Consider the following 26118-nt stretch of genomic DNA (forward strand, 5'->3'; position numbering starts at 1 on the left):
ATCAATGGCGCCAGGGTGATGACTGGGAACATGTTTCGTGTTCGATCAAAGCGTTAAAACGCCCTGAATGTGAACCTGAAACATTTTCTTTCATATCCGGGTTAGGGATTTCTCATTCTCATCCGTCTTAACTTAGATACAGCCTGTCGCGTCAGCAAAAGCTACGACTGGCCTTTTCCGGGCCTTCACTGCCCCCCTCCGATCAAGACCCTCATTCACATGTCGAAGAAGTCACGCTCCAAACTCTGGTTTCTCGTGCATAGCTGGTTGGCCTTGCCCATCTGGTTCTTTGTACTGATCGTCTGCGTCACCGGCACCCTGGCGGTGGTCAGCCAGGAGATCGTCTGGCTGGCCAACCCGGATATCCGCGCGAGCAAGCCGACGGATGATGCTGAACCGCTGAGCTATGACCAGGTGATCGCCGCGATCAAGCGCGATGAACCGCAGGTGTTCGTCCAGTCGATCAGCCGCCCCGACGAATCCCATTTCGCCCTCAGCGTCGACCTCAGCTACCCCGATGGGCGCTCGGTAGAGGTCTACGTCAATCCCTATACCGGTACGATCCAGGGCATCAGCCCGTCCTTCAACTTCCAGCAATTCACCCGCGCCCTGCACGGCTGGTGGCTGGTGCCATTCACCAATGGCTACAGCTGGGGCTGGTACCTGGTGTCGGCACTCGGCATCCCGCTGCTGGCGTCGCTGGTCACCGGGCTGGTGGTGTACAAGCGTTTCTGGAAGGGCTTCCTGCGCCCGACCCTGCGTATCCGCCACGGCGCGCGGATTTTCTGGGGCGACTTCCACCGCTTGAGCGGGATCTGGTCGATCTGGTTCATCGCGGTGATCTCGGTCACCGGCATCTGGTTCCTGATCCGGGCGATCCTGGGCGACAACCAGATTTCGATTTCCACCGAGCCGGTCATCCCGGTGATTGCGCGTGAGAAGGTGCCGATGTCGGCGCCCGGTGTGCCGGCCCCGATGATTCCGGTAGACGAGGCAATCAAGATCGCCACCCAGCGCATCCCTGGCCTGGAGGCGAGTTTCGTCAGCCTGCCGCTCAACGCCTACAGCCACCTGCAGATTGGCGGCCGGGGCTGGTACCCGCTGATGTTCCAGACCGCGCAGATCAACCCCTATGACGGTGAAGTCGCTGCGGCGCACTTGCTGTCCGACCGCTCGAAGCTGGAGTTCGTCACCGAGTCCATGCGCCCCCTGCACACCGGCGACTTTGGCGGGATATGGATCAAGCTGATCTGGGCATTCTTCGGCCTGATCATGAGCATGATGGTATTGAGCGGCCTGCTGATCTGGACCAAGCGCACCGCCCTGGCGACCCTCAATGCCCTCAAGCGTGAAGCCAAGACCCAACACAAGCCGGCGGCCGCCCCCGCCAGGCAGGCTGAAACCTCGGAGGTCACCCCATGAGCAAGGTCGCTGCTGCTAAACCTTCGGCGCTGCGGGCCTTCTGGCTGAAATGGCGCTTCCACATCAATGTGCTGCTGTTGCTGATCCCCCTGGGCTTCATGCCCAAGTACTTCGCCGACGCAGCGTTGTTTCGCGGTGACACCGGCATCGGCGAGCGCGTGGCCGGTGACGTGCAGGTAGGCCCCTGGAGCCTGACCCTCGCCGAGTTTCGCAATGAAGGCCCGCGCCCCGACCCGGCCGGCCCGATGAAGTTTTTCAATGCCGCCCTGTGCGACACCTGCGCCAATCAGGTCAAGGCCACCTACCTGCGTATCGGCAAGCCTCGCAGCCTGCGCGCCGCCGGGGTGATCTTCTTCGGCACCCCATACCGCATGGGCGCCGGCCTGCCGATCCCGGAACGCACGCCAGCCGATGCCGAACTGTGGGTCACCATGGAAGGCTGGGACGGCAGCATGCACCAGGGTTCCATCCCGTTGAGCCAGGCCTCGCCTGCCACTATTGCCTGGCTGAACAAGCAAGGAGTTAAACCATGACTTTGATGCGCCTGACCCGCGCCTGCGGCGTTCTGTTGCTGAGCGCCGGCTTCAGTACGGTTGCCCTGGCCCACAACCCGATGTGCGAGTGCAAGGAAATCCCCGGCGAGCAGATCCAGTGCAAAGGCGGCTTCTCCGACGGCAGCGGCGCGCCCGGCGTGACCCTGGACGTGATCGGCTACGACGAAACCATCCTGATGCCCGGCAAGCTTGGCGAGGACTCGACCCTGACCTTCAAGAAGCCGTCCGCCGAGTTCTATGTACTGTTTGATGCGGGCCCAGGCCACGTGGTGGAAATCGACCAAGCGGATATCCAGCCGCAATGAGTACCACACAGGTTGTACGCCCCGCCGGTGCCGGCCACGAAACCCTCTATGTACTGTTGTTGTGCCTGATCATCCTGGCAGTGGCGGGTTCGGTGATCGCGCTGCACGGTGAATCCCAGGAGGTGGCGGCAATACCCAACCACCAATTGGATGCCCGTCGCGACCTGAGCGCCGCCGAGCAAGGCATTTACGCTGACCTGCGGGTGACCCTGGATGAAATCCAGCTGTTGCAGCAGGAACAAAGCGCCCTGCCGAGCCCGGCGCAACTGGCCGAAGAAGGTTTCGCGCCGTTTGCCCAGGACGCCAGCTCGGTCAGCCGGGGTAATCATCGTTGGCAGTTGCTGGAACCTGCGGCCTACCTGGGCTTGAGCCAGGCGCCCGCCACCAGCGGCTCACTGTTGATGCGCGTGCACGGGGCCGAGCCGGATATCTGGCTCAATCGCCAAGCCAACCTCGCCGCTCCCTCCGACCTCACTGACCAGGCGCTGATCGCAGCCGGCTGGCAGCAAGTGGTCGCGCAATTCGATGCCGGCGTCACCCGCCAGCACCGTCACTGAACGAGAAGACCGATTGCCCATGTCCATTTCATCTCCCCTGTTGCGCCTGTTGCTGGTTGGCCTGTTCAGCCTGATGCTCGCTCCATTGGCTAACGCCGAGGCTGCCAAACGCCTGCGTATCGGTATCACCCTGCACCCTTATTACAGCTATGTGGCGAATATCGTCGGCGACAAGGCCGAAGTGGTGCCGCTGATTCCAGCCGGCTTCAACCCGCATGCCTACGAGCCACGCGCCGAAGACATCAAGCGCATCGGCACCCTGGACGTGATCGTCCTCAACGGCGTCGGCCATGATGATTTTGCCGACCGCATGATCGCCACCAGCGAACGCCCGGACATCCCGGTGATCGAGGCCAACGCCAACGTGCCGCTGCTGGCGGCCACCGGTAACGCCGCGCGCGGCGCGGGCAAGGTGGTCAACCCGCATACCTTCCTGTCGATCAGTGCGTCGATTGCCCAGGTCAACAACATCGCCCGCGAATTGGGCAAGCTCGACCCGGACAACGCCAAGACATACACGCAAAACGCCCGCGCCTACGGCAAGCGCCTGCGCCAGATGCGCGCCGATGCCCTGGCCAAGCTGACCAGTGCCCCCAACCCGGACCTGCGCGTGGCTACCGTGCACGCGGCTTATGACTACCTGCTGCGCGAATTCGGCCTGGAAGTCACTGCCGTGGTCGAGCCGGCCCACGGGATCGAGCCAAGCCCGAGCCAGTTGAAGAAAACCATCGATGAACTGCGGGCCCTGGACGTGAAGGTGATCTTCTCGGAAATGGACTTCCCGTCCACCTACGTCGACACCATCCAGCGTGAATCCGGGGTCAAGCTGTACCCGCTGTCGCACATTTCCTACGGCGAATACAGCGCCGAGAAGTACGAAGTGGAAATGACCGGCAACCTCAACACTGTGGTTCGGGCCATCCAGGAGTCGGGGGCATGACAGCAGCAGAGCAACTGAAGGCGGTCAGCGTCGGCCCGACCCTTGAGTTCGACACGGTATCGCTGACCCTGGGTCGCACCGTGATCCTCGATAACGTAAGTTTCCAAGTACAGCCAGGCAGCATTCACGCACTGGTCGGCCCCAACGGCGGCGGCAAAAGCTCGCTGATCAAGACCCTGCTCGGGCAAACACCTCACCAGGGGCGCTTGAGCCTGCACTGGCCGGCCGCGCCCGGCACCATCGGCTATGTGCCCCAGGCGCTGGAGTTCGACCGTGGTTTGCCAATGACCGTGGATGACTTCATGGCGGCCATGTGTCAGCGGCGCCCTGCATTCCTTGGCCTGTCCAAGCATTACGCCGGCGCGATTGGAGATGCGCTGGAGCGTGTTGGCATGCAGGACAAACGCAAGCGGCGCATGGGTGCGCTGTCCGGCGGTGAGCGCCAGCGCGTGTTGCTGGCCCAGGGGCTGATCCCGGTGCCGCAGCTGCTGGTACTGGATGAACCGATGTCGGCGCTTGATGAAGCCGGTATCCAGGTGTTTGAACGCCTGCTGAATGACTGGCGCCTGGCGGGAATCACCGTGCTATGGATCGAACATGACCTGGAAGCTGTGGGCCGCCTGGCCGACCGTGTGACCGGCCTCAACCGCCGCGTGCTGTTCGATGCCACGCCCAAAGAGGCACTGACCCCGGACCGCCTGCTCACCCTGTTCTCCACTCACCCTCGGAGCCCGGCGCAATGAGTTATGAAACCTTTCGCTTGATGGTCCAGGGCTGGGCCTCTTCCGGCTATCTGCCGGAGGCGCTGGCCTACGGTTTTGTGGTCAATGCCCTGCTCGCCGGTTTGCTGATCGGCCCGGTGCTGGGCGGCCTGGGAACGCTGGTGGTGGTCAAGCGCTTCGCGTTTTTCTCCGAAGCGGTCGGCCACGCCGCGCTGACGGGCGTGGCCGTGGGCATTCTGCTGGGCGAACCCTACACCGGTCCATACGGCGCCCTGTTCGGCTACTGCCTGCTGTTCGGCATCCTGCTCAACTACCTGCGCAACCGCACCGGCCTGGCGCCGGACACCTTGATCGGTGTGTTCCTGTCGGTGTCCCTGGCGCTGGGCGCAAGTCTGCTGCTGATCCTGGCGGGCAAGATCAACGTGCACATCCTCGAGAATGTGCTGTTTGGCTCAGTGTTGACGGTCAACGGCAACGATCTGCTGGTGCTGGCAGTGGTCGGTTCGCTGGTGATGGCGCTGGCGCTACCGCTGTACAACCGCATCATGCTGGCCAGCTTCAACCCGCAACTGGCAGCGGTGCGCGGCGTCGCCGTGAAGACCCTGGACTACCTGTTCGTGATCCTGGTGACGTTGATCACCGTCGCGGCGGTCAAGGTCATCGGCGCGATCCTGGTGGGTGCGCTGCTGGTGATTCCCGCCGCTGCGGCGCGCCTGTTGAGCCAGTCGCTCAAGGGTTTCTTCTGGGTCTCGGTCGCGATTGCCACCGTCAGCACCCTGTGCGGGATCCTGCTGCCGATCATCTTCGACCTGCCCGTGCCGTCCGGTGCCGCCATCATCCTGGTCGCCGGTATCGCCTTCGCCCTGGCCGCCATCGCGCGCGGCACCGTGCCCAGCCTCAAAGGGAATCTTGGATAATGCGTTCCGTTCTTCATCCTCTGGCCCTGGCCATCGCCTGTTTATTCACCACGCCGTTGATGGCGGCTGAAGCGGCCAAACCGGCTGCCCATGCCGCCAAGCCGGTCAAAGTGCTGGCCTCGTTGCCGATCACCTATGGCCTGGCCGAGGTGCTGCTCAAAGGCACCGACGTGCAGCTTGAACGCGCCGCGCCGGCCAACTTGCCGGGTTCGCGCCAGGTGTCCTACTTCACCGGCCGTGGCGCGCCGGCCCTGAACAAGCTGGCGCTGGACGCTGACGCCGCCATCGGCCTGCGTTCGCTGTGGGCCGATGACCCGCTGTACCCGGTGGCGCGGCGCAGCAATATCCGCATCGTCGAAGTCGACGCCGCACGCCCGGTGGACGGCGGCTTGCCCGGCATCGCGGTGCAGCCGGGTGTCACCGATGGCCTGAACAGCCAGCCCTGGCAGTCGAGCAACAATATGGGGCGCATGGCCGACGTGCTCGCCGCCGACCTGAGCCGCCTGGCCCCCACTGCCAAGCCGAAGATCGATGCCAACCTCGCCGCCCTCAAACAGCGCCTGCTCAAACTCACCGCCGACAGCGAAGCACGACTGGCCAAGGCGGATAACCTCACGGTGGTCAGTTTGAGCGATCACTTCGCCTACCTGGTCAACAGCCTGAACGTGGAAGTGGTCAGCACGGATGCACGGCCGGACGCCGATTGGACGCCCGAGGCCCTGCAAAAGCTCAGCGCCGAGCTAAAGGACAATGACGTGGCCGTGGTGCTGCACCATCGCCAACCGAGTGAGGCGGTTAAGGCGGCCATCGCGGCAGGCGGATCGCACCTGTTGGTATTGGACGTGGATGGCGCTGACCCGGTGGCAGAACTCACCACCAACACCGACTCACTGATCAAAGCCCTGACACCCTAACCTTGTAGGAGCCGGCTTGCCGGCGATTAGGCCCTCAAGCCTTGTGGTGACAATATGGACGCCATCGCCGGCAAGCCGGCTCCTACAGGTGGTGTTTTGGGGCGTCAGGCCACATCCACGCCAACGTGGATGGCGTCGTGCCGCCAGAACTCCAGGTCGCAGTCGATCAAGCGCTGATGCTGATCGTAATTGACCCGGGCGATGCGCAAGCCCGGGCTGCCTACCGACACACGCAACGCGGCGGCGGCTTCCACGGGCAATGAAGTCGGCACAATTTCGAAGCGCACCCGCCCGTAATGCAAGTCGTATTGGCGGGCATAGAGTTCGGTCATCGACTGGTTCAAGTCGCACTCCAAGATCCCCGGAAAATACTGCGGGTTCAGGTAGTGCTCCACATACAACACCAAACGCCCATCTATACGCCGGCCCCGGCACACTTGGATCACGCTGGACAATGCCGGCAACTGCAGCCACGCACACACCGCTGCCGACGCCGGTTGCAGCCGCGCGGAAATAACCTCGGTAGAAGGCACGCGCCCCTGGTCGCTGACCATGGCGTGAAAGTGGCTGCGCTGCATCAGGTTGTAGGCCAGCCGTGGTGGCGAGACAAACCAGCCGCGCCGCTCCTCGCGATAGATCTGGCCCTGGGCCTCCAGTTGTAACAAGGCTTCCCGTACCGTAATCCGAGTGGTACCAAACAACTCGCTGAGCTTGCGTTCGGCGGGCAGTTTGCTGGCAGGCGGCAGCAGGCCATGGTCGATCTGCTCTTGCAGCGCCAGGCCGATGGATGTCACCGCCTTGATTGCCTCATCACGCATCAACGTTACCTATCTGGACTAGACCAGCACCGACAAGGTGCACAAACCGCCTCGTAAATGGGCTTGCACGGTTGCCTGCCAGCCTAGGCATTACAGATGACCGACAGATGACAGTCCGTGTGCATCCCCCGTAGCACACCCTGCAATACATCGGCCAAGTCCCAGCCCTGCGGGCACTTGAGCATGGTCTACGCTAACTCTGCGACGAGCGACATCAGCGATTTAAAAACGACATCGACATGAAACTGTCATCCATCGAGCCTAGATTGGCTCAGGTATTGCTGACCTAGACCAACACCACCGCAAACGTCGATAAAAACGCAGCGTTGAAAACGCCCAAAGGAGCTTCGGATGAAACAGCTTTTCCTGGCATCACTGTTAGGCTCGACCATTGCCATGTGCACCGCCGCCATGGCCGCTGATACCGATCTAAAAACTCTTGAAGCCGCCGCGAAAGCGGAAGGCGCCGTCAACAGCGTCGGCATGCCCGATGACTGGGCCAACTGGAAAGGCACTTGGGAAGACCTGGCCAAGACCTACGGCCTCAAGCACATCGACACCGACATGAGCTCGGCCCAGGAAATCGCCAAGTTCAAGGCCGAGAAAGACAACGCCAGCGCCGACATCGGCGACGTAGGCGCAGCGTTCGGTCCGATTGCGGTGAAGCAGGAAGTCACCCAGCCGTACAAACCGTCCACCTGGGCCCAGGTCCCGGATTGGGCTAAAGACAAGGACGGTCACTGGGCATTGGCCTACACCGGCACCATCGCGTTTATCGTCAACAAGAAGCTGCTGCACGGTTCTGAAGTGCCCACCAGCTGGGCTGACCTGCAGAATGGCAAGTACAAGGTCTCGATTGGTGACGTAAGCACCGCGGCACAAGCGGCCAACGGTGTACTGGCAGCCGCCATCGCCAATAAAGGCGACGAAAAGAACATCGCCCCCGGCCTGCAATTCTTCACCAAGATCGCCCAGCAAGGCCGTCTCTCGCTGTCCAACCCGACCATCGCCACCATGGAAAAAGGCGAAGTCGAAGTGGGCGTGGTCTGGGACTTCAACGGCCTGAGCTACAAGGCCAAGATGGCCAACCCGGATGACTACGTGGTGCTGATCCCGTCGGACGGCTCGGTGAAATCCGGCTACACCACCATCATCAACAAATACGCCAAGCACCCGAACGCCGCCAAGTTGACGCGCGAATACATCTTCAGCGACGCAGGCCAACTGAACCTGGCGAAAGGCAACGCACGTCCGATCCGTGCCGAAACCGATCTGAAACTGCCGGCTGAAATCGCCAAGAACCTGATCCCCGGCGAGCAGTACACCAAGGCCAACCCACAGCCGATCAAGGATGCCGATGCCTGGGAAGCCACTTCCAAAAAGCTGCCACAGCTGTGGAATGAGCAGGTCATCGTAGAAATGAAGTAATCGAAGCAAACCTCTGTAGGAGCCGGCTTGCCGGCTCCTACCGATCTGATGCCCCCTGATCCAAGCCCATCTGTTGCGGAGCGCCAGCCCCCATGAAGCACACTGTCATCCTTGTCGTGCTCGACGGCCTGAACTTCGAGGTTGCCCGACACGCCATGGGGCACTTGCAGGCCTACGTCGGCGCAGGACGCGCAGCTCTCTACAAACTGGAATGTGAACTGCCCGCCCTGTCCCGCCCGCTGTATGAATGCATCCTCACCGGCGTGCCTCCAATCCAGAGCGGCATCGTGCACAACAACGTCTCGCGCCTGTCCCACCAGCGCAGCATTTTCCATTACGCCACCGACGCCGGCCTTACCACGGCAGCGGCGGCCTATCACTGGGTCAGCGAGTTGTATAACCGCACGCCCTTCCTCGCCGCCCGCGACCGTCATACCGACGACAAGTCATTGGCGATCCAGCACGGGCATTTCTACTGGAATGACCATTACCCGGATTCCCACCTGTTTGCCGACGCCGAGAGCCTGCGCCTCAGACACGCGCCGGACTTCCTGGTGGTGCACCCGATGAACATCGACGACGCCGGCCACAAGCACGGCCTCGACACCCCGCAATACCGCAACAGCGCACGCTCGGCCGACATTATCCTGGCCGACTACCTGCAAGTCTGGCTCGACGCCGGTTACCAAGTGCTGGTGACCGCCGACCACGGCATGAACAACGACCGCTCCCACAACGGCCTGCTGCCAGAAGAACGCGAAGTGCCGCTATTCGTGCTCGGCGACGCGTTCAGCCTGGACCCCAGCGCCGCGCCGAAACAGACCGAGCTGTGTGGCACCGTCTGTGAACTGCTGGGCGTGCCCCACGACAAACCTGTCTGCCGGGAGCTGTTGAAATGATCCGTGGCAAATGGCTGGCGCTGCTCTGCCTGGTGCCCTTCACACTGTTCTTTATCGTGTTCGAAATCGCCCCGCTGGTGTGGGTACTGATCAACAGCCTGCAAACCGAAGAAGCTGGCTGGGGCCTGGAAAACTTCACGCGGATCTTCAGCTCGAAGTTCTACCTGCAAGCAATCCAGTTCAGCCTTGAGATCAGTTTCTACTCAAGCATCTTCGGCATCATCATTGCTGTGCTGGGCAGTTATTCGTTGCGCCGGGTGGATTCGCCGTTGCGCAACTTCGTGACGGCCTTTGCCAACATGACCAGCAACTTTTCCGGTGTGCCCCTGGCTTTCGCGTTCATCATCCTGCTGGGGTTCAACGGCAGCATCACCCTTATGCTCAAGCAGGCGGGGATCATTCAGGACTTCAACCTGTACTCCAAGACCGGGTTGATCATCCTCTATACCTACTTCCAGATTCCATTGGGTGTGCTGCTGCTTTACCCGGCCTTCGATGCATTGCGCGAAGACTGGCGTGAGTCGGCTGCACTGCTCGGCGCGAATGGCTGGCAGTTCTGGCGGCATATCGGCCTGCCAGTGCTCACCCCGGCCCTGCTCGGTACGTTCGTGATCCTGCTGGCCAATGCCCTCGGCGCCTATGCCACGGTCTACGCCCTGACCACAGGCAACTTCAACGTTCTGCCGATTCGCATCGCGGGGCTGGTTTCCGGCGATGTGTCCCTCGACCCGAACCTGGCCAGCGCCCTGGCCGTGGTGCTGGTGGTGCTGATGACCGTGGTCACCGTGGTCCATCAACTGCTGCTCAAGAGGAGCTACCATGTCTCGCGTTGAAGCCGGCCCGGCCTCCCTCTACCACCGCGTGGTGGTGTACCTGTTGTTTGCGATCCTGGTGTTGCCGCTGATCGGCACCTTCGTCTACTCCATCGCCAGCAGTTGGTCAGCGACGATCCTGCCCGCCGGTTTCACGGTGAAATGGTACGTACAGCTGTGGAGCGACCCGCGCTTCCTGATGGCCTTCGGGCAATCGTTGCTGGTGTGCGTGGGCGCACTGGTGCTGTCGGTGGTGCTGATTTTGCCGCTGCTGTTCGTGGTGCATTACCACTTTCCCAAGCTTGATGCGCTGATGAACATCCTGATCCTGCTGCCTTTCGCGGTGCCACCCGTGGTGTCGTCGGTGGGTTTGCTGCAGCTGTATGGCTCCGGGCCGATGGCGATGGTGGGCACGCCGTGGATCTTGATCGGCTGCTACTTCACCGTCGCGCTGCCGTTCATGTACCGGGCGATCACCAACAACCTGCAGGCGATCAACCTGCGCGACCTGATGGACGCCTCCCAACTGCTCGGTGCCAGCACCTGGCAGGCGGCGATCCTGGTGGTGCTGCCCAACCTGCGCAAAGGCTTGATGGTGGCGCTGTTGCTGTCGTTTTCGTTCCTGTTCGGCGAGTTCGTGTTCGCCAACATCCTGGTGGGCACCCGCTACGAAACCCTGCAGGTCTACCTGAACAACATGCGCAACAGCAGCGGCCACTTCACCAGTGCCGTCGTGATTTCCTATTTCTTCTTTGTGCTGGTGCTGACCTGGGCCGCCAACATCTTGAACAAGGACAAAAGCCAATGAGCTTCGTCAGCGTCCAACACCTGCAAAAAGGCTACGCCGGCACCCCGGTGTTCAGTGACATCAACTGCGAGATCGCCAAGGGTGAGTTCGTCACCCTGCTCGGCCCGTCCGGTTGCGGCAAGTCCACGCTGTTGCGTTGCATCGCCGGGCTGACCTCGGTGGACAGTGGCAAAATCCTCCTTGATGGCCAGGATATCGTCCCGCTGAGCCCGCAGAAACGCCATATCGGCATGGTGTTCCAGAGCTATGCACTGTTCCCCAACATGACCGTGGAACAGAACGTTGCCTTCGGCCTGCGCATGCAAAAGGTCAACGCCGACGACAGCCACAAGCGCGTGCAGGAAGTGCTGCAATTGGTCGAGCTCAAGGACCTGGCGGGCCGCTACCCGCACCAGATGTCCGGCGGCCAGTGCCAGCGCGTGGCGCTTGCCCGCTCGCTGGTCACCCGCCCGCGCCTGTTGTTGCTGGATGAACCGCTGTCGGCGCTGGATGCGCGGATTCGCAAGCACCTGCGTGAACAGATCCGCCAGATCCAGCGCGAGCTGGGGCTGACCACCATCTTCGTGACCCATGACCAGGAAGAAGCCCTGACCATGTCCGACCGGATCTTCCTGATGAACCAGGGCAAGATCGTGCAGAGCGGCGATGCCGAAACCCTCTATACCGCGCCTGTCGATGTGTTCGCCGCCGGCTTCATCGGCAACTACAACCTGCTGGACGCCGACAAGGCCACCCAGTTGCTGCAACGCCCGATCAACAGCCGCATCGCCATTCGCCCGGAGGCCATCGAACTGAGCCGCGACGGCGAACTGGACGCCCTGGTGCGCAGCCATAGCCTGTTGGGCAACGTGATCCGCTACCGCATCGAAGCGCGCGGCGTGGAACTGGTGGTGGATGTGCTCAACCGTTCGGCCGACGACCTGCACCCGGACGGGCAACGCCTGGCACTTTCCATCGACCCCAGTGCCCTGTGTGAAGTAGCCTGATGCAACGTTTCATTTGAGAGAGCATGACGGATGGCATTGGTAATTTTTGATCTGGACGACACCCTCATCCACGGCGACTGCGCCACCCTGTGGAGCGAGCAGATGGGCCGCCTGGGTTGGGTCGACCCCGAGTCGTTCATGCGCAAGAACAACGAGCTGATGGACGCCTACAGCCAGGGCAAGCTACGCATGGAAGACTTCATGGACTTCAGCCTGGAGCCGATGATCGGCCGCACGCCGGAAGAAATCGAGCACTTGGTGGAGCCCTGGGTCGAGGACGTGATCGAGCCTCTGATCTACAGCGACGCCACCAAGACCATCGCGCGCCATCGCGCCAATGGCGACCGGATCCTGGTGATCTCGGCGTCGGGCACGCACCTGGTCACACCGATTGCGGCGCGGATCGGCATTGATGAAGTGTTGGGGATTGAACTGGACGTCAGCCATGGCGTGTACAGCGGGCGTACCGCGGGTGTACTGACGTACCGTGAAGGCAAGATCACGCGGCTGCTGGCGTGGTTGGAACAGGAAGGTGAAACGCTGGAAGGCGCGTATTTCTATTCGGACTCGCGCAATGATTTGCCGTTGCTGCTGAAGGTGGATCATCCGCAGGTGGTGAACCCGGACCCGGTATTGCGCGAGCACGCCGAAAAGGCTGGCTGGCCGATCCACCACTGGACCTGACATCCCCTCCTGAATTAAACACCCAACCCACTGTAGGAGCCGGCTTGCCGGCGATAGCGGTGTCTCAATGAAGAATGTTTCATCTGATGCACCGCAATCGCCGGCAAGCCGGCTCCTACAGGTTTGATCGCATTGCAATTCAGGCCAAAGATTCGTCGATCACCAACACCAACTTCCCGGCAATCTGGTTGGTCGCCAGCTCAGCAAACGCCGCCTCGGCATCCTTGATCGGGAAGGTCTTGGCCAACTGCGGGCTCAGCCGCCCTTCGACAAACAGCGGCCATACATGCTGGCTCAAGTCGCTGAACAGGTCCGCCTTGAACTGATCACTGCGGCTGCGCAAGGTCGAGCCGAGTAGCTGGATACGCTTGCCCAGCACCTGGGCCAGGTCCAGTTGCGCGTCGCGACCGCCCATCAAGCCGATCAATACCCAGCGCCCATCCAGGGCCAGCAGCTTGAGGTCCAGCGCTGCATAGTTGCCACCGACCGGGTCGAGGATCACATCAAACGGCCCGAAATCCCGCAACCCTTCGAGGCCATCGGTACGCACCACGCCGCCCTGGGCGCCGAGCTCCTCGCAGTAGGCCAGGCGCTCCGCCGAGCCGACGCTAACCCAGCACGGGCTGCCAAACGCCTTGCACAGCTGGATCGCCGCCGAGCCCACGCCGCTGGCGCCGGCATGCAACAGCACTTTCTCACCCGGCTTGAGGCCCGCCAGTTGGAACAGATTGAGCCACGCCGTGCTGTACACCTCAGGCAGCGCCGCCGCTTCAATCAGCGACAAACCTTCCGGCGCGGGCAGCACGTGACGCGCGTCCACCACCACTTCTTCGGCCATGCCGCCACCGACCAGCAGCGCGCAGACGCGGTCGCCGACTTGCCAGGATGAGCCCGCCCCCACTTCGCTGATCACCCCGGAACACTCCAGGCCCAGTACGTGACTGGCGCCTGGTGGTGGTGGATAAAGCCCTGCACGCTGTAATAAATCGGCGCGATTGAGGCCCGCTGCCGCCACGCGAATGCGAACTTGCCCTACATCGCAGGTAGGACTGGGTTCTTCCAACCACTCCACATGACCGTCAACGCCTTGCAATGCTTTCACAGTGCCTCCATAGTGAGTCTGGACTGAGCCCGTAGCTGTATCGCCGGGCTTTTTGCATTATGCGACCGGACCATATGGAACCGGCTCCCTCAAAGACGGCCTAATATGCGTTATCAATTGCCCCCGCGTCGAATCAGCATGAAGCATTTGTTCCCCAGCACCGCCCTCGCTCTTTTCATTGGTCTCGGCTTCGCGTCGATGTCGACCAATACGTTCGCAGCCAACAGCTGGGACAACCTTCAGCCGGATCGCGATGAGGTGATTGCCAGCCTTAACGTCGTCGAGTTGCTCAAGCGCCATCACTACAGCAAGCCGCCGCTGGACGACGCGCGCTCGGTGATCATCTATGACAGCTACCTCAAGCTGCTGGATCCGTCGCGCAGCTACTTCCTGGCCAGCGATATCGCCGAGTTCGACAAGTGGAAGACGCAGTTCGACGACTTCCTCAAGAGCGGCGACCTGCAGCCCGCCTTCACCATCTACAAGCGTTACCTGGACCGCGTCAAAGCGCGTCTGGACTTCGCCCTGGGTGAGCTGGACAAAGGCGTCGACAAGCTCGACTTCACCCAGAAGGAAACCCTACTGGTGGACCGCAAGGACGCCCCTTGGCTGACCAGCACCGCCGCCCTCGATGACCTGTGGCGCAAACGCGTCAAGGACGAAGTGCTGCGCCTGAAGATCGCCGGCAAAGAGCCGAAGGCCATCCAGGAGCTGTTGACCAAGCGCTACAAGAATCAACTCGCGCGTCTGGACCAGACCCGTGCCGAAGATATCTTCCAGGCCTACATCAACACCTTCGCGATGTCCTACGACCCGCACACCAATTATCTGTCGCCAGATAACGCGGAAAATTTCGATATCAACATGAGTCTGTCGCTGGAAGGCATCGGTGCCGTCCTGCAAAGCGACAATGACCAGGTCAAGATCGTGCGCCTGGTGCCGGCAGGTCCGGCGGACAAGACCAAGCAGGTCGCCCCGGCCGACAAGATCATCGGTGTTGCCCAAGGCGACAAAGAGATGGTCGACGTGGTCGGCTGGCGCCTGGACGAAGTGGTCAAGCTGATCCGCGGGCCGAAAGGCAGCGTGGTGCGCCTGGAAGTGATTCCGCACACCAATGCGCCAAACGACCAGACCAGCAAGATCGTGTCCATCACCCGTGAAGCGGTGAAGCTCGAAGACCAGGCCGTGCAGAAGAAAGTCCTCAACCTCAAGCAGGATGGCAAGGACTACAAGCTGGGCGTGATTGAAATCCCGGCCTTCTACCTGGACTTCAAGGCCTTCCGTGCTGGCGATCCGGACTACAAGTCCACCACCCGCGACGTGAAGAAAATCCTGACAGAGCTGCAGAAGGAAAAAGTCGACGGCGTGGTCATCGACTTGCGCAACAACGGCGGCGGCTCCCTGCAGGAAGCCACCGAGCTGACCAGCCTGTTCATCGACAAGGGCCCGACCGTGTTGGTACGCAACGCAGACGGCCGAGTCGACGTGCTCGAAGACGAGAACCCGGGTGCGTTCTACAAAGGCCCGATGGCATTGCTGGTCAACCGCCTCTCGGCTTCGGCCTCGGAGATCTTCGCCGGCGCCATGCAGGACTACCACCGCGCCCTGATCATCGGCGGCCAGACCTTCGGCAAAGGCACCGTGCAGACCATCCAGCCGCTGAACCATGGCGAGCTGAAACTGACGCTGGCCAAGTTCTACCGGGTTTCCGGGCAGAGCACCCAGCACCAGGGCGTACTGCCGGACATCGATTTCCCGTCGATCATCGACACCAAGGAAATCGGCGAAAGCGCCCTGCCGGAAGCCATGCCGTGGGATACCATCCGCCCTGCGATCAAGCCGGCGTCGGATCCGTTCAAGCCATTCCTGGCGCAACTGAAGGCTGACCACGACACCCGCTCCGCCAAGGATGCCGAGTTCGTGTTCATCCGCGACAAGCTGGCCCTGGCCAAGAAGCTGATGGAAGAAAAAACCGTCAGCCTCAATGAAGTGGACCGCCGTGCGCAGCACTCCGACATCGAGAACAAGCAACTTGTACTGGAAAACATCCGCCGCAAGGCCAAGGGTGAGGATCCACTCAAGGAACTGAAGAAAGAAGACGAAGATGCACTGCCGGCCGAGGCTGACAAAACCAAGCCGGAAGACGACGCCTACCTGGCCGAGACGGGCCGGATCCTGCTGGACTACTTGAAGATCACCAAGCAGGTGGCCAAGCAGTAAATGATGGCGATTTAATGTGAACGCTCCTTGGAGTGTCATCATATAGACATCATTCTGTCGTGAAATGAAGGACCGCAGGTTTCAAGCCTGCGGTCCTTTTTTTTCGATCGAGATCGCCATGACCATGACCGAACAGCTGAATGCATTGGGCTCAATCCTGGCTCAAGGCAGTTTGCACAGCCTGTTCCAACCGATCATCTGCCTGTCTGAACGGCGCATTCTCGGCTACGAAGCCCTCAGCCGCGGCCCCTCCAACAGCCCGCTGCACTCCCCCGTCGCCCTGTTCTCGGTGGCCGGCCATGCCGGGCGCCTCAGCGAACTGGAAATGGCCTGTCGCGAAAGCGCCTGTCGACGCTTCAGCGAACAGAAGCTACCGGGCAAGCTGTTCCTGAACATTTCGCCGGAATCCTTGATGGAAACCGCGCACCAACCGGGACGCACACTGCAACTGCTGCGCGACTTCGGCATTCCCCCCAGCCAAGTCGTGATCGAACTCACCGAACAAACGCCGACCGATGACTTCGACTTGCTGCAAACCGCCCTGCATCATTACCGTGATATGGGGTTTGCCATCGCTCTCGATGACCTCGGCGCCGGGTATTCCAGCCTGCGGCTGTGGTCGGAGCTGCGCCCGGATTACGTGAAGATCGACCGGCACTTTATCGATGGCATCCATCAGGACGCGCTCAAGCGCGAGTTCGTCGGCTCCATCCTGCAAATCGCCAAGGCTTCGCGTGCCCAGGTTATTGCCGAAGGCATTGAGTTGCCCGAGGAATTGGCGGTACTGACGGAGATGGGCGTGGACCTGGTCCAGGGCTACCTGCTCTGCCGCCCACAGGAGCAACCGCCACAAGAAGCACGCTTGATGTTGCCCAAGCCCGACAGCGCCAACGTGGCGCTGAATGATGAAGGCAGTGACCTCAGCGCCCTGCTCAGCGAACAACCGGCGGTGGACCAGGATACCGCCACCGCCCAGGTGCTCGAAGCGTTCCGGCGCCAGGCCAACCTAAACTCCCTGGCGGTCCTGGATGGGCGTGGGCACCCGATCGGTATCGTGCACCGGCACTTGTTGTCGGACGCGCTGCTCAAGCCATTCGCCACCGACCTGTTTGCGCGCAAGCCCATCAGCCGCTTGATGAGCACCGACTTCCTGGCGGTGGAGCTGAGCCAGTCCCTGCAGCAGGTCAGCCGCCTGCTCACCAGCCGCGCGCGGCAACGTATCGAAGAAGATTTCATCATCACCCTCAATGGCGACTACTTGGGCCTTGGGCGGGTGATCGATGTGCTCAAGCTGATCACTGAACTGAAGATTCAACAGGCGCGTTACGCCAACCCACTGACCCTGCTGCCGGGCAATGTGCCGATCCAGCAATGCCTTACTCGCCTGCTTCAACAGCAGCGGGAGTCGGTGATCTGCTACGTGGATATCGACAGTTTCAAGCCGTTCAATGACATCTACGGCTATGGCCGTGGGGATGAGGTGTTGTTGTGCCTGGCGCAGTGCCTGAACGACCGCGTCGATCCCAGCCGCGACTTTGTCGGGCATATCGGTGGCGATGACTTTTTACTGGTGCTCGGCCCGCAGGATTGGCGCAAGCGCCTCAACCAACTGCTGGATGACTTCCACACCCAATGCCGACGCTTTTACCGCGCCGAACACCTGGATGCTGGCTGTTTCGTGGCGCTGAACCGCCAGGGCGTGCGCCAGGAGTTTGCGCTGCTGTCGCTTTCCATCGGCGTGGTGCATTTGTATCCACAGGCCTGTGGACAACTCGATGCCAGCCAGTTGGCGGAACTGGCCTCGCAAGCCAAACACCATGCAAAGGATATGGCCGGCTACAGCATCCATGTGATCGACAGCATGGACGCGCTAGCCCAGCCGCATTAGGCCTCGGCGGATTCCGGGTACTCGTATTCGAACACCCGCACCACTTCCGATGCATGCCAGGAGGCAGCGGCCACCCCATCCGACGGCCCGTTGAAACGCCCGAGGCGCTCGACGCATTCAAAAAAACCGGTACGCGGCAAGCGACTGGCACCCTGGCTGATCACCAGCGAGCTGCGCAACGGCTGCTCGGCCTTGGCGTCCAGCGCCGCCAGGTGCTCCAGGGCGGCGGCCAGGGTTTGCATGGCCGGTGTGGGAAATTGCAGGCGCTCCAGCAGCGCACGGTAAGTCAGCAGATGGCGCTGGCGGCGCGCCTGGTCCAGTTCGTTGAGTAACCCATCCCAGTGTTGACGGCTGATACGTAGGCTCAAGATTCATCCCTCCAACCTGCAACGCCCAATTCCCAGGCCAGGCTGCGGCGGATCGCGGCATCCGGCTGGCGTTCACCACTTTCAATCAATCCAAGATATGACGGGCTGATACCCACGGTACGCGCCAGCGTCTCGATCGCCAGGCCCTTGGCTTCGCGCAAGCCGCGCAGGTCTGCGAGCGGGCGCAGGTCCTGGTCGGGGGCGGCTTGGGCAGTCGATGCAGAAGGAGGTAGCGTTGGTTGTTGCTGACCGGCAGCTTTTAGCAACGCCTGGTACTGGTCCCATGGCAACACCGCGTATTCGGGTTCGCCATTGCGTGAAATTATCTGAATATCCATGACTGCCCCGTAGGATAACTGCACTTACTTAGTAAGCTCTTTCCTTAGGAGTGTAATCCTAACAGCCACAAAGGTCGCAGGGGGATAGCCACGTCATGGGTTTTTTTGCGGGTTTTCCTTGGCCAGCAGCGCTGGCGTCGCAGGCAGGCGCTCAACCACGGCGAGCTTCTCCGGGCGTTGGGCGTCACGCCAGGTGCGAAAGGCGCTCAGTTCGCCTTCCAGGGTCTTCATGACCCATGCCAGTACGGCGATGTCATCGAGCATGCCGAACATCGGGATAAAGTCCGGGATCGCATCGATCGGGCTCAGGAAGTACATCAGCCCCGCCACCACAGAGATCAGCGCCTTGGGGCTGATCGCCCGGTATTCGCCGCGCCAGTAGGCCAGGCACAGGGCTTGGAGCAACTTGAGATCGTCCTTGAGCTTGCCTAGCCGGTTGCCCTGGCTCGAGCCTTTGGCGGCGACCGCGAACAACAGCGTCGGCAAGCGCCCGCGGCCCAGGAGGCGTGCGGCCATGGGCAGGAAACGGGTGAAATTGAAGGGTGGTTTCATGGGTCACTCCAGTTCCAGGCGACATAAAAGGTTATCCACACAAATTGTGGATAACCTTGTGAACAGAGCCTATTTTCTGGCCTGAAAGCCACGTAGTACAAGGCCTGCAGTCAGATCGGGCGTTTTTTGCGCACATAAAAAAAACCCAAGATTTCATTGACTTGGCATTGATGTGCGGCTACCCGTACTCGAGTCTTATATCAGACTGTTGCCTGCCACAGACGTTCGTTTGGATCTGCACTGGCTTCAATGTGGGAGCTGGCTGATCCACCGCTATCGCAGGCAAGCCAGCTCCCACATTTAGAAATGTGCACCTCCCAGAAACAACAACGCCCCGTCGAGACGGGGCGTTGTGTGTTCAGGCGCCTGTTACTTCTTGGCAGCCGGTGCAGCAGGAGCGTCAGCCTTGGCTGGGTCCTTGATGGCCAGCAGCTCCAAGTCGAATACCAGCACGGAGTTGGCTGGGATCGCTGGGCTTGGGCTTTGTGCGCCGTAGGCCAGGTCGGAAGGAATGTACAGCTCGACCTTCTCGCCGACGTGCATCAGTTGCAGGCCTTCGACCCAACCCGGGATCACGCCGCTGACCGGCAGGTCAATCGGGCTACCGCGGTCCACGGAGCTGTCAAAGGTAGTGCCGTTGGTGAGTTTGCCGGTGTAGTGCACAGTCACCACGTCAGTCGGCTTAGGCTGGGGGCCGTCGGCTTTCTTGGTGATCTTGTACTGCAGACCGGAAGCGGTGGTGACGACGCCGTCTTTCTTGGCGTTGTCTTCGAGGAATTTCTTGCCGGCGGCTGCCGACTCTTCGCTCATCTTGGTCATGCGTTCTTCAGCACGCTTTTGCAGTGCGGCGAACGCTTCAACCAGTTCGTCGTCTTTGAGCTTCTGCTCTTTCTTGCCGACAGCATCTTCGATGCCTTGGGCTACTGCTTTGGAGTCCAGGTCATCCATGCCTTCTTGAGCAAGGCTCTTGCCCATGTTCAGGCCGATGCCGTAGGAAGCTTTCTGCGCCGGGGTTTTCAGCTCTACGCTGGTCTGCGAATCACAACCCGCAAGTACCAGGCTAACCAGGGCCACCGCCGCCGCCAACCGATGCTGTTTCATGCTATTTCCTTGTTCATGCGCCAAAAGGGCATTCGAATAAAGTCGCGAGCTTATCAGGCGGCCACGACCAATGGCTACCGGCATGTGAGCAGGAAACTTCTGATAAGTTCACGTGTTTAAAAGCATTTTCATTCATGATGTAGGCCCGCGACGGATCGCGGACCGCCTGTTCCCAGGCTCATGGCCACTTGCCGCACCTGTGGCGTGGTGGCATAACAGCGCTACACCTCGACAAGGCCGAGACAAGGATAGCCATCTTGCGCATTTTTTCCCGTGTTTTACTCCTGATACTTACTCTGCTGGGCATCGTCATGGCCGTGGTGCTCTACTACACCGCCAACCCCAAGCTGCCGGACTACGCGCCCGTGGAGCAGGTCCACTACCAGGACCAATGGAGTGCCGCCGACCGCCAGACCTATTACTTCACGCCCCAGGGCACCCAAGTGAAAGGCCTGCACTACGACTGGTTCACCGCCCTGGAACTGCCGTTTTCCGAGCGACGCTTCGCCGCGCCGGAGTACCTGGCGCGCTTCGGTTTCCTGGTCGACCCCAAACAAGTGCCCACCACGCAAAACCCTGGCAACCTGCCCGTGGGTTTCGCCCGGCATAAAAACCCCGGCAGTAATGTCGACTACCTGGACATCACCTGCGCCGCCTGCCATACCGGCGAACTACGTTTCAAAGGCCAGGCCCTGCGCATCGACGGCGGCTCGGCCCAGCACGTGCTGCCCTCCAGCGTCCCGACCCTGCGCGGCGGCAGTTTTGGCCAGGCCCTGGTCGCCAGCCTTGCCGCCACCTATTACAACCCGTGGAAGTTCGAGCGCTTCGCCCGCCACGTGCTGGGGGATCGCTATGACGCCGAGCACACGCAACTGCGCCAGGACTTCAAGCAGTCGCTGAACCAGTTTCTCAAGGTGGCCTGGAACGATACCCACCGTGGCCTCTACCCCACCGAAGAAGGCCCCGGCCGCACCGACGCCTTTGGCCGTATCGCCAATGCCAGTTTTGGCGATGCCATTTCCCCGGACAATTATCGCGTCGCCAATGCCCCCGTGGACTACCCGCACTTGTGGGACATCTGGACCTTCGACTGGGTGCAATGGAACGGCTCGGCCCAGCAGCCCATGGCACGCAACATTGGTGAAGCCTTGGGTGTGGGCGCGACGCTGACCTTTTTCGACGCCGCCGGCCAGCCGCTCCAGGGCGATGCGCGTTACCCGTCCAGTGTTCGGGTGCGCGACCTCAACCTGATCGAAGAAACCCTGCAACGCCTCAAGCCACCGACCTGGCCCGAGGACCTGTTCGGCGCCATCGACAAGCCCCTCGCCGCCCAAGGCCGCGCACTGTTTGCCGAAAACTGCGCCGGCTGCCACGTGCCCAACGTCACCCAGGAAAATGGCCGCCCGGTGCAGGCCCTCAAAATGCTGCCCGTGGACTACATCGGCACCGACCCCGGCACCGCCAGCAACATTGCCGACCAACGCTACGACCTCAGCGCCCTGCAATGGGACCCGGCGGAACTGGCCAGGCTCAACGTCGAGCTGCACCCCACGCCGACCGAGCCGCTGGACCTGAAAAAAATGTCCGTGGCCAAGGGCCTCGCCTACGTCACAGCCTTCGTCGAAGAGCACGCTTACCGCGCCGCCGGCGTGACCCCGGCCGAGCGCCCGCGCCTGGACGGTTACGGCCTGCCCATCGGCGTGCGCGAGTTGCGCGCCTACAAGGCACGGCCGCTGGCTGGCGTGTGGGCCACCCCGCCGTTCCTGCATAACGGCTCGGTGCCGACGATCTACCAGTTGCTCTCGCCCCAGGACGAGCGCAGCGCCACCTTCTATAAAGGCACCTTCAACTACGACCCGCGTCATCTCGGCTTCGAGACCGAGGCGTTCAAGAATGCCTTCCTGTTCGACACCCGGATCACCGGCAACCACAACAGCGGCCACGAATTCCGTGCTGGCGCTCGTGGCAACGGCGTCATCGGCCGTGGCCTGCTGCCGCAGGAGCGCTGGGCGCTACTGGAATACCTCAAAGTGCTGGGCGGCCCGCTGGAGCAACAACTGCCATGATGATTCGATCCCGATACGACCAACCCTCCCTGCTCGCCCGCCTCTGGCTGCGCATCGGCGCGTTCCTGGGCAAGACCTTGCTGTGGCTGGTGGGCCTCGGCCTGCTTGGCTGGCTAGCCGCTACCGCCTGGTACGCCTGGCAACACAGCGGCCCGGTGTCGCCGAACGAGCAGATTCCGCCCGGCGAGGCCGCCATGACCCAGGGCATTATCCAGACGGCGGTGCGCATCGTTGACCAACACCGCGAAGGCACACGCTACTTGCGCGATGCCCACGCCAAGGCCCATGGCTGCGTGAAGGCCGAAGTCAGCGTGCTGGCCGATCTCGACCCGGCATTGCGACAAGGTGTGTTCGCCGAGCCGGGCAAGACCTGGCAGGCGCTGATACGGCTGTCCAACGGCAATGCCTATCCGCAGTTCGACAGCATTCGTGACGCACGGGGCATGGCCCTCAAGCTGCTGGACGTGCCGGGCAAGCAACTGCTGGCCGACCAGCAGACACGCACGGAACAGGACTTCGTGATGTTCAGCCACCCGAACTTCTTTGTCAGTGATGTGGCGGAATACGCGCAGAACATCGGCGCCCAGGCGGATGGCAAGAAAGTGCTGGCGTTCTTCCCCAAGGTCGACCCGCGCAGTTGGCAAGTGCGCCACTTGTTCATCGCACTGGCCACCTTGGCGCCGGCACCGGCCAGCCCGACGCAGACCACGTACTTTTCGGTCTCGCCCTACAAGTTTGGCGCGGCCAACGCCAAGTTCCGTGTCGCGCCTGATCCGCAAAGCTGCCCGGAGTATGTGTTGCCCAAGCAGAATCAGGACCTGCCGAACTTTCTGCGCAGTGCGTTGAACCAGCAGCTGTCTACCGACCGTGTGCCGGCGTGTTTTGTGTTGCAGGTGCAGCGGCAGAATCCGCAGAAGTTCATGCCGATTGAAGACACCAGCATTGAATGGAAGGAGAGTGATGCGCCGTATGAGACGGTGGCCAGGGTGCAGGTCCCGGCGCAGGATTTTGATACGCCTGAGCAGAATCTGGCGTGTGATAACCAGTCGTTCAATCCTTGGTTTGGGGTGGGGGCGCATCGGCCGATCGGGGGGATTAACCGGTTGCGCAAGGCGGTGTATGAGGCGGTCAGCGACTATCGGCATAGTCGGAACTTGTAGGTTTTTTGGGAGGCATATCCCAAGATCAACAGCACGCCGGCCTTAGAACCGGCCGATATTGCACGCCGTTCTCCGTTCAAATGTGGGAGCTGGCTTGCCTGCGATGGCATCACTTGGGTGTTCCTGATTCACCGAGGTGTCTGCATCGCCGGCAAGCCAGCTCCTACACGTATCTGCTTTTAATCCATCACCCAAATACCGGATATCCCCTCAACCGCGTAAAGAACCCGTATAAATCCCGCCGTCCCCATAACGTTTACGTCGTCACTCTTGAGCAACTAACCCGCCACACTCTACCGTCACTTCCTACCCCCAACACCCGTAGGAAGTCATCGTGGAAAGTTCAACTTTAGGCATGGTCGTCCTGTCAATGATTGCACTCTTCGGCACGGCTGCATTCTGCTTCGAACACCTCGCCACCCGTAGCGAGAAGAAAAAGAAAGCCAAATAAGCGGCGCTTTAACCATCTGCAGAACCCCAGTTTTCCAAGGGATACCCGCGCAGCGGAATATCCCTTTTTTTCGTTCGCCAGCCGAAACCTCATCTATATACCGTCTTAATACCGCCCCCCGTAATCAGTGCCCGAGCTTGATACCCAAGCGCCTAACCTCCCCGGCTTATTCAACAAGGGGAGTTCCACCGTGTTCACACTGACCTTCATCTATATCGCCAGCGGCTTGTGCGCCGTGGGGCTGTTCGTCTACTTGGGCTACGCCCTCATCCGTGCTGAAAAATTCTAGGGAGCGGGCCATGTACGACCTGATGTTTATCGGCCTCTGCCTGGTGTTTTTTACAGCGACTGCCATGGCCATTGTCGCCATGGGCAAGATTTGAACGGAGCCACGACATGTTAAGCACTGTGCTGGAATTTGCGTTGGTCCTGGGGTTGATGACCGGGCTCGCCGTGCTGATGGGCAAGTGGCTGGCCCGGGTGTTCACCGGCACCCGCCATGCCTTGCCGGAACGTTTTACCTATCGCCTGCTGGGCATTGACCCACGCGAAACCATGGGCTGGGCTCGCTACGGCTCGGCGTTGTTGCTGGCAAACGCAGCGATGATGCTGCTCGGTTATCTGGTCCTGCGCCTGCAGGCGGTGATGCCGATCAACCCATTGGGGCTGGCCGCCCAAACCCCGGACCTGGCGTTCAACACCGCCGCGTCTTTTATCACCAACACCAACTGGCAGGCGTACTCGGGTGAAACCAGCCTGTCGAACTTCAGCCAGATGGCGGTCATCACGTTCCTGATGTTTGTCGGCGCCACCTCCGGTGTCGTCGCTGCCGCAGGTTTCATTCGCGGCTTAAGCCGCTCAAGCTCGGCCGATATCGGCAACTTCTGGGTCGACTTCACGCGCACGCTCTACCGGGTAATGCTACCGCTGTGCGTAGGCATGGCGCTGGTCTACGTGTGGCAGGGCATGCCGCAGACCTTTGCGTCCCAAGCCCTGGCCACCACGCTGGAGGGCGCGCAGCAACAGATGATCGTCGGCGCAGTCGCCAGCTTTGAATCGATCAAGCATATCGGCACCAACGGCGGCGGTTTCTTCAGCATGAATGCCGCGCACCCGTTCGAAAACCCGACGCCACTGACCAACATCCTGCACATCCTCAGCATGCTGTTGATTCCCTCTGCGCTGACCTACACCTTCGGCAGCATGCTGGTGCAACGTCGTCAGGGCTGGGTGTTTTTCGGCACCTTCCTGGTGATGTTCATCGGCTTCCTCGCCCTGGTTTATGGCGCCGAGCAAAGCGGCAACCCGCTGCTGACCCAGGCCGGTGCCAACCAGGCCCTGACGCTGGAACAAAGCGGCGGCAACATGGAGGGCAAGGAGTTGCGCTTTGGTATCGCCGACAGCAGCCTGTTTATCGCGACTACCACAGCGGCAACGACCGGTTCGGTCAACGCCATGCACGACTCGCTCACCCCCATGGGCGGCTTCGTGCCCCTGGCGCAGATGATGCTCAACTGCGTGTTCGGCGGTGACGGCGTGGGCTTTATCAACCTGATCCAGTACGCCCTGCTGACGGTGTTCCTGGTCGGCATGATGATCGGCCGCAGCCCGGAATTCCTCGGCAAGAAAATCGAGGCGCGGGAGATGAAACTGGTGATGCTCTCGGTACTCGCGCACCCCATCAGCATTCTCGGTTTCACTGCCCTCGCCGCCCTGTGGCCGGACACGATGGCCAGCCTCAACAACCTCGGCCCCCACGGTTTCAGCGAAGTGCTGTACGCCTACACCTCCGGCACCGCCAACAACGGTTCGGCGTTTGCCGGGCTCAATGCCAACACGCCGTTTTTCAACACCACCATTGGCCTGGCGATGCTGGTCGGGCGCTTCTTCACGATGCTGCCGATGCTGGCCGTGGCCGGTTCCCTGGCAATGAAAAAGACCGTGCCTGCCGGTGCCGGCACCATCCCGACCGCGACCCCGCTGTTCATGCTGCTGGTGGTGTTTGTGGTGTTGGTGGTCGGTGGCCTGACCTTCCTGCCGGCGCTCGCGCTCGGCCCGCTGGTGGAGCAACTGCAATTGCTCTCCGGCCAGACGTACAACTGAGGA

At 61.2% G+C, this 26118-nt stretch carries 26 protein-coding genes; 20 read left to right on the forward strand and 6 right to left on the reverse strand.

Annotation, left to right across the window (positions count from 1 at the left end):
- Nucleotides 1–219: 219 nt before the first annotated feature.
- The 8 genes from AC0IYN_RS00205 to AC0IYN_RS00240 are packed head-to-tail and all read left to right on the forward strand — an operon-like array spanning nucleotide 220 to nucleotide 6331.
- Nucleotides 220–1422: a PepSY-associated TM helix domain-containing protein gene (locus AC0IYN_RS00205; RefSeq protein ID WP_406598857.1), complete on the forward strand. Its 1203-nt coding sequence runs from the start codon at nucleotides 220–222 to the stop codon at nucleotides 1420–1422.
- Nucleotides 1419–1955 (forward strand): thiamine pyrophosphate-binding protein, encoded by a 537-nt coding sequence (locus AC0IYN_RS00210; RefSeq protein WP_471840108.1) that lies wholly within the window; start codon nucleotides 1419–1421, stop codon nucleotides 1953–1955. Before AC0IYN_RS00205 ends, AC0IYN_RS00210 begins: the two co-directional genes overlap by 4 nt.
- On the forward strand, nucleotides 1952–2281 hold the full coding sequence (locus tag AC0IYN_RS00215; protein WP_406598859.1) for a hypothetical protein: 330 nt from the start codon (nucleotides 1952–1954) through the stop codon (nucleotides 2279–2281). The genes AC0IYN_RS00210 and AC0IYN_RS00215 overlap by 4 nt, the downstream gene beginning before the upstream one ends.
- Nucleotides 2278–2838 carry a DUF6162 family protein gene (locus tag AC0IYN_RS00220; RefSeq protein WP_471840110.1) on the forward strand — a complete coding sequence of 187 codons (561 nt, stop codon included), beginning with the start codon at nucleotides 2278–2280 and terminating at the stop codon, nucleotides 2836–2838. The genes AC0IYN_RS00215 and AC0IYN_RS00220 overlap by 4 nt, the downstream gene beginning before the upstream one ends.
- A gap of 19 nt (nucleotides 2839–2857) precedes the next feature.
- A complete protein-coding gene (locus AC0IYN_RS00225; RefSeq protein WP_058426941.1) occupies nucleotides 2858–3778 on the forward strand; it encodes a metal ABC transporter substrate-binding protein in 921 nt (306 codons plus the stop codon).
- Nucleotides 3775–4521, forward strand: coding sequence for a metal ABC transporter ATP-binding protein (locus tag AC0IYN_RS00230; RefSeq protein ID WP_406598861.1), 747 nt, complete (start codon nucleotides 3775–3777; stop codon nucleotides 4519–4521). Before AC0IYN_RS00225 ends, AC0IYN_RS00230 begins: the two co-directional genes overlap by 4 nt.
- Nucleotides 4518–5417 (forward strand): metal ABC transporter permease, encoded by a 900-nt coding sequence (locus AC0IYN_RS00235; RefSeq protein WP_406598862.1) that lies wholly within the window; start codon nucleotides 4518–4520, stop codon nucleotides 5415–5417. Before AC0IYN_RS00230 ends, AC0IYN_RS00235 begins: the two co-directional genes overlap by 4 nt.
- Nucleotides 5417–6331 (forward strand): metal ABC transporter substrate-binding protein, encoded by a 915-nt coding sequence (locus AC0IYN_RS00240; RefSeq protein WP_457239711.1) that lies wholly within the window; start codon nucleotides 5417–5419, stop codon nucleotides 6329–6331. Before AC0IYN_RS00235 ends, AC0IYN_RS00240 begins: the two co-directional genes overlap by 1 nt.
- A gap of 104 nt (nucleotides 6332–6435) precedes the next feature.
- On the opposite strand, the gene AC0IYN_RS00245 is transcribed toward AC0IYN_RS00240, so the two are convergent.
- Nucleotides 6436–7149, reverse strand: a complete 714-nt coding sequence (locus AC0IYN_RS00245; protein WP_176996418.1) for a UTRA domain-containing protein — start codon at nucleotides 7147–7149, stop codon at nucleotides 6436–6438.
- 351 nt (nucleotides 7150–7500) lie between these two features.
- Between AC0IYN_RS00245 and AC0IYN_RS00250 the strand changes: the two genes are divergently transcribed.
- The 6 genes from AC0IYN_RS00250 to AC0IYN_RS00275 all read left to right on the forward strand — a co-directional run bounded on the left by AC0IYN_RS00250 (nucleotide 7501) and on the right by AC0IYN_RS00275 (nucleotide 12766).
- A complete protein-coding gene (locus AC0IYN_RS00250) occupies nucleotides 7501–8577 on the forward strand; it encodes an ABC transporter substrate-binding protein (RefSeq protein ID WP_025859115.1) in 1077 nt (358 codons plus the stop codon).
- A gap of 92 nt (nucleotides 8578–8669) precedes the next feature.
- Nucleotides 8670–9476: an alkaline phosphatase family protein gene (locus AC0IYN_RS00255; protein WP_406598864.1), complete on the forward strand. Its 807-nt coding sequence runs from the start codon at nucleotides 8670–8672 to the stop codon at nucleotides 9474–9476.
- Nucleotides 9473–10309: an ABC transporter permease gene (locus AC0IYN_RS00260; RefSeq protein WP_406598865.1), complete on the forward strand. Its 837-nt coding sequence runs from the start codon at nucleotides 9473–9475 to the stop codon at nucleotides 10307–10309. The genes AC0IYN_RS00255 and AC0IYN_RS00260 overlap by 4 nt, the downstream gene beginning before the upstream one ends.
- A complete protein-coding gene (locus AC0IYN_RS00265) occupies nucleotides 10296–11096 on the forward strand; it encodes an ABC transporter permease (protein WP_406598866.1) in 801 nt (266 codons plus the stop codon). The genes AC0IYN_RS00260 and AC0IYN_RS00265 overlap by 14 nt, the downstream gene beginning before the upstream one ends.
- A complete protein-coding gene (locus AC0IYN_RS00270) occupies nucleotides 11093–12082 on the forward strand; it encodes an ABC transporter ATP-binding protein (RefSeq protein WP_016980251.1) in 990 nt (329 codons plus the stop codon). The genes AC0IYN_RS00265 and AC0IYN_RS00270 overlap by 4 nt, the downstream gene beginning before the upstream one ends.
- 30 nt (nucleotides 12083–12112) lie before the next feature.
- Nucleotides 12113–12766, forward strand: coding sequence for an HAD family hydrolase (locus AC0IYN_RS00275; RefSeq protein ID WP_100491156.1), 654 nt, complete (start codon nucleotides 12113–12115; stop codon nucleotides 12764–12766).
- Nucleotides 12767–12905: 139 nt separating this feature from the next.
- On the opposite strand, the gene AC0IYN_RS00280 is transcribed toward AC0IYN_RS00275, so the two are convergent.
- Nucleotides 12906–13868 (reverse strand): zinc-binding dehydrogenase, encoded by a 963-nt coding sequence (locus tag AC0IYN_RS00280; RefSeq protein WP_471840114.1) that lies wholly within the window; start codon nucleotides 13866–13868, stop codon nucleotides 12906–12908.
- Between the two features lie 138 nt (nucleotides 13869–14006).
- Here AC0IYN_RS00280 and AC0IYN_RS00285 point away from each other — a divergent pair, with 138 nt between their 5' ends.
- Together AC0IYN_RS00285 and AC0IYN_RS00290 are read left to right on the forward strand one after the other, a co-directional pair.
- Nucleotides 14007–16088 (forward strand): carboxy terminal-processing peptidase, encoded by a 2082-nt coding sequence (locus AC0IYN_RS00285; protein WP_177075644.1) that lies wholly within the window; start codon nucleotides 14007–14009, stop codon nucleotides 16086–16088.
- Between the two features lie 118 nt (nucleotides 16089–16206).
- Nucleotides 16207–17976, forward strand: coding sequence for a bifunctional diguanylate cyclase/phosphodiesterase (locus AC0IYN_RS00290; RefSeq protein WP_471840116.1), 1770 nt, complete (start codon nucleotides 16207–16209; stop codon nucleotides 17974–17976).
- Here the strand turns inward: AC0IYN_RS00290 and AC0IYN_RS00295 are convergent.
- From AC0IYN_RS00295 to AC0IYN_RS00310, 4 genes are all read right to left on the reverse strand, one after another.
- Nucleotides 17973–18344 carry a hypothetical protein gene (locus AC0IYN_RS00295; RefSeq protein WP_471840117.1) on the reverse strand — a complete coding sequence of 124 codons (372 nt, stop codon included), beginning with the start codon at nucleotides 18342–18344 and terminating at the stop codon, nucleotides 17973–17975. The two genes, AC0IYN_RS00290 and AC0IYN_RS00295, sit on opposite strands and share 4 nt — an antisense overlap.
- Nucleotides 18341–18682, reverse strand: coding sequence for a helix-turn-helix domain-containing protein (locus AC0IYN_RS00300; protein WP_406598870.1), 342 nt, complete (start codon nucleotides 18680–18682; stop codon nucleotides 18341–18343). Before AC0IYN_RS00300 ends, AC0IYN_RS00295 begins: the two co-directional genes overlap by 4 nt.
- A 93-nt stretch (nucleotides 18683–18775) precedes the next feature.
- On the reverse strand, nucleotides 18776–19234 hold the full coding sequence (locus AC0IYN_RS00305) for a YkvA family protein (RefSeq protein ID WP_406598871.1): 459 nt from the start codon (nucleotides 19232–19234) through the stop codon (nucleotides 18776–18778).
- Between the two features lie 369 nt (nucleotides 19235–19603).
- Nucleotides 19604–20335: an FKBP-type peptidyl-prolyl cis-trans isomerase gene (locus AC0IYN_RS00310; protein ID WP_146478036.1), complete on the reverse strand. Its 732-nt coding sequence runs from the start codon at nucleotides 20333–20335 to the stop codon at nucleotides 19604–19606.
- 257 nt (nucleotides 20336–20592) lie between these two features.
- Here AC0IYN_RS00310 and AC0IYN_RS00315 point away from each other — a divergent pair, with 257 nt between their 5' ends.
- The 4 genes from AC0IYN_RS00315 to kdpA all read left to right on the forward strand — a co-directional run bounded on the left by AC0IYN_RS00315 (nucleotide 20593) and on the right by kdpA (nucleotide 26115).
- The gene (locus AC0IYN_RS00315) at nucleotides 20593–22401 is read left to right on the forward strand and encodes a di-heme-cytochrome C peroxidase (protein ID WP_471840120.1); all 1809 of its coding nucleotides are present in this window, start codon (nucleotides 20593–20595) and stop codon (nucleotides 22399–22401) included.
- Complete coding sequence (locus tag AC0IYN_RS00320; RefSeq protein WP_457248810.1) at nucleotides 22398–23561, forward strand: catalase family protein; 1164 nt, start codon at nucleotides 22398–22400, stop codon at nucleotides 23559–23561. Before AC0IYN_RS00315 ends, AC0IYN_RS00320 begins: the two co-directional genes overlap by 4 nt.
- A 641-nt stretch (nucleotides 23562–24202) precedes the next feature.
- The gene (gene kdpF, locus AC0IYN_RS00325; RefSeq protein WP_406598874.1) at nucleotides 24203–24301 is read left to right on the forward strand and encodes a K(+)-transporting ATPase subunit F; all 99 of its coding nucleotides are present in this window, start codon (nucleotides 24203–24205) and stop codon (nucleotides 24299–24301) included.
- A 107-nt stretch (nucleotides 24302–24408) separates the two neighbouring features.
- The gene (gene kdpA, locus AC0IYN_RS00330) at nucleotides 24409–26115 is read left to right on the forward strand and encodes a potassium-transporting ATPase subunit KdpA (protein WP_406598875.1); all 1707 of its coding nucleotides are present in this window, start codon (nucleotides 24409–24411) and stop codon (nucleotides 26113–26115) included.
- Nucleotides 26116–26118 lie beyond the last annotated feature (3 nt).

The sequence above is a fragment of the Pseudomonas sp. AC112 genome, from assembly GCF_979253545.1.

Coding starts and splice junctions, on each gene's coding strand:
- AC0IYN_RS00205 (WP_406598857.1), top strand. CDS start 220: ATGTCGAAGAAGTCACGCTCCAAACTCTGGTTTCTCGTGCATAGCTGG.
- AC0IYN_RS00210 (WP_471840108.1), top strand. CDS start 1,419: ATGAGCAAGGTCGCTGCTGCTAAACCTTCGGCGCTGCGGGCCTTCTGG.
- AC0IYN_RS00215 (WP_406598859.1), top strand. CDS start 1,952: ATGACTTTGATGCGCCTGACCCGCGCCTGCGGCGTTCTGTTGCTGAGC.
- AC0IYN_RS00220 (WP_471840110.1), top strand. CDS start 2,278: ATGAGTACCACACAGGTTGTACGCCCCGCCGGTGCCGGCCACGAAACC.
- AC0IYN_RS00225 (WP_058426941.1), top strand. CDS start 2,858: ATGTCCATTTCATCTCCCCTGTTGCGCCTGTTGCTGGTTGGCCTGTTC.
- AC0IYN_RS00230 (WP_406598861.1), top strand. CDS start 3,775: ATGACAGCAGCAGAGCAACTGAAGGCGGTCAGCGTCGGCCCGACCCTT.
- AC0IYN_RS00235 (WP_406598862.1), top strand. CDS start 4,518: ATGAGTTATGAAACCTTTCGCTTGATGGTCCAGGGCTGGGCCTCTTCC.
- AC0IYN_RS00240 (WP_457239711.1), top strand. CDS start 5,417: ATGCGTTCCGTTCTTCATCCTCTGGCCCTGGCCATCGCCTGTTTATTC.
- AC0IYN_RS00245 (WP_176996418.1), bottom strand. CDS start 7,149: ATGCGTGATGAGGCAATCAAGGCGGTGACATCCATCGGCCTGGCGCTG.
- AC0IYN_RS00250 (WP_025859115.1), top strand. CDS start 7,501: ATGAAACAGCTTTTCCTGGCATCACTGTTAGGCTCGACCATTGCCATG.
- AC0IYN_RS00255 (WP_406598864.1), top strand. CDS start 8,670: ATGAAGCACACTGTCATCCTTGTCGTGCTCGACGGCCTGAACTTCGAG.
- AC0IYN_RS00260 (WP_406598865.1), top strand. CDS start 9,473: ATGATCCGTGGCAAATGGCTGGCGCTGCTCTGCCTGGTGCCCTTCACA.
- AC0IYN_RS00265 (WP_406598866.1), top strand. CDS start 10,296: ATGTCTCGCGTTGAAGCCGGCCCGGCCTCCCTCTACCACCGCGTGGTG.
- AC0IYN_RS00270 (WP_016980251.1), top strand. CDS start 11,093: ATGAGCTTCGTCAGCGTCCAACACCTGCAAAAAGGCTACGCCGGCACC.
- AC0IYN_RS00275 (WP_100491156.1), top strand. CDS start 12,113: ATGGCATTGGTAATTTTTGATCTGGACGACACCCTCATCCACGGCGAC.
- AC0IYN_RS00285 (WP_177075644.1), top strand. CDS start 14,007: ATGAAGCATTTGTTCCCCAGCACCGCCCTCGCTCTTTTCATTGGTCTC.
- AC0IYN_RS00290 (WP_471840116.1), top strand. CDS start 16,207: ATGACCATGACCGAACAGCTGAATGCATTGGGCTCAATCCTGGCTCAA.
- AC0IYN_RS00300 (WP_406598870.1), bottom strand. CDS start 18,682: ATGGATATTCAGATAATTTCACGCAATGGCGAACCCGAATACGCGGTG.
- AC0IYN_RS00305 (WP_406598871.1), bottom strand. CDS start 19,234: ATGAAACCACCCTTCAATTTCACCCGTTTCCTGCCCATGGCCGCACGC.
- AC0IYN_RS00310 (WP_146478036.1), bottom strand. CDS start 20,335: ATGAAACAGCATCGGTTGGCGGCGGCGGTGGCCCTGGTTAGCCTGGTA.
- AC0IYN_RS00320 (WP_457248810.1), top strand. CDS start 22,398: ATGATGATTCGATCCCGATACGACCAACCCTCCCTGCTCGCCCGCCTC.
- kdpA (WP_406598875.1), top strand. CDS start 24,409: ATGTTAAGCACTGTGCTGGAATTTGCGTTGGTCCTGGGGTTGATGACC.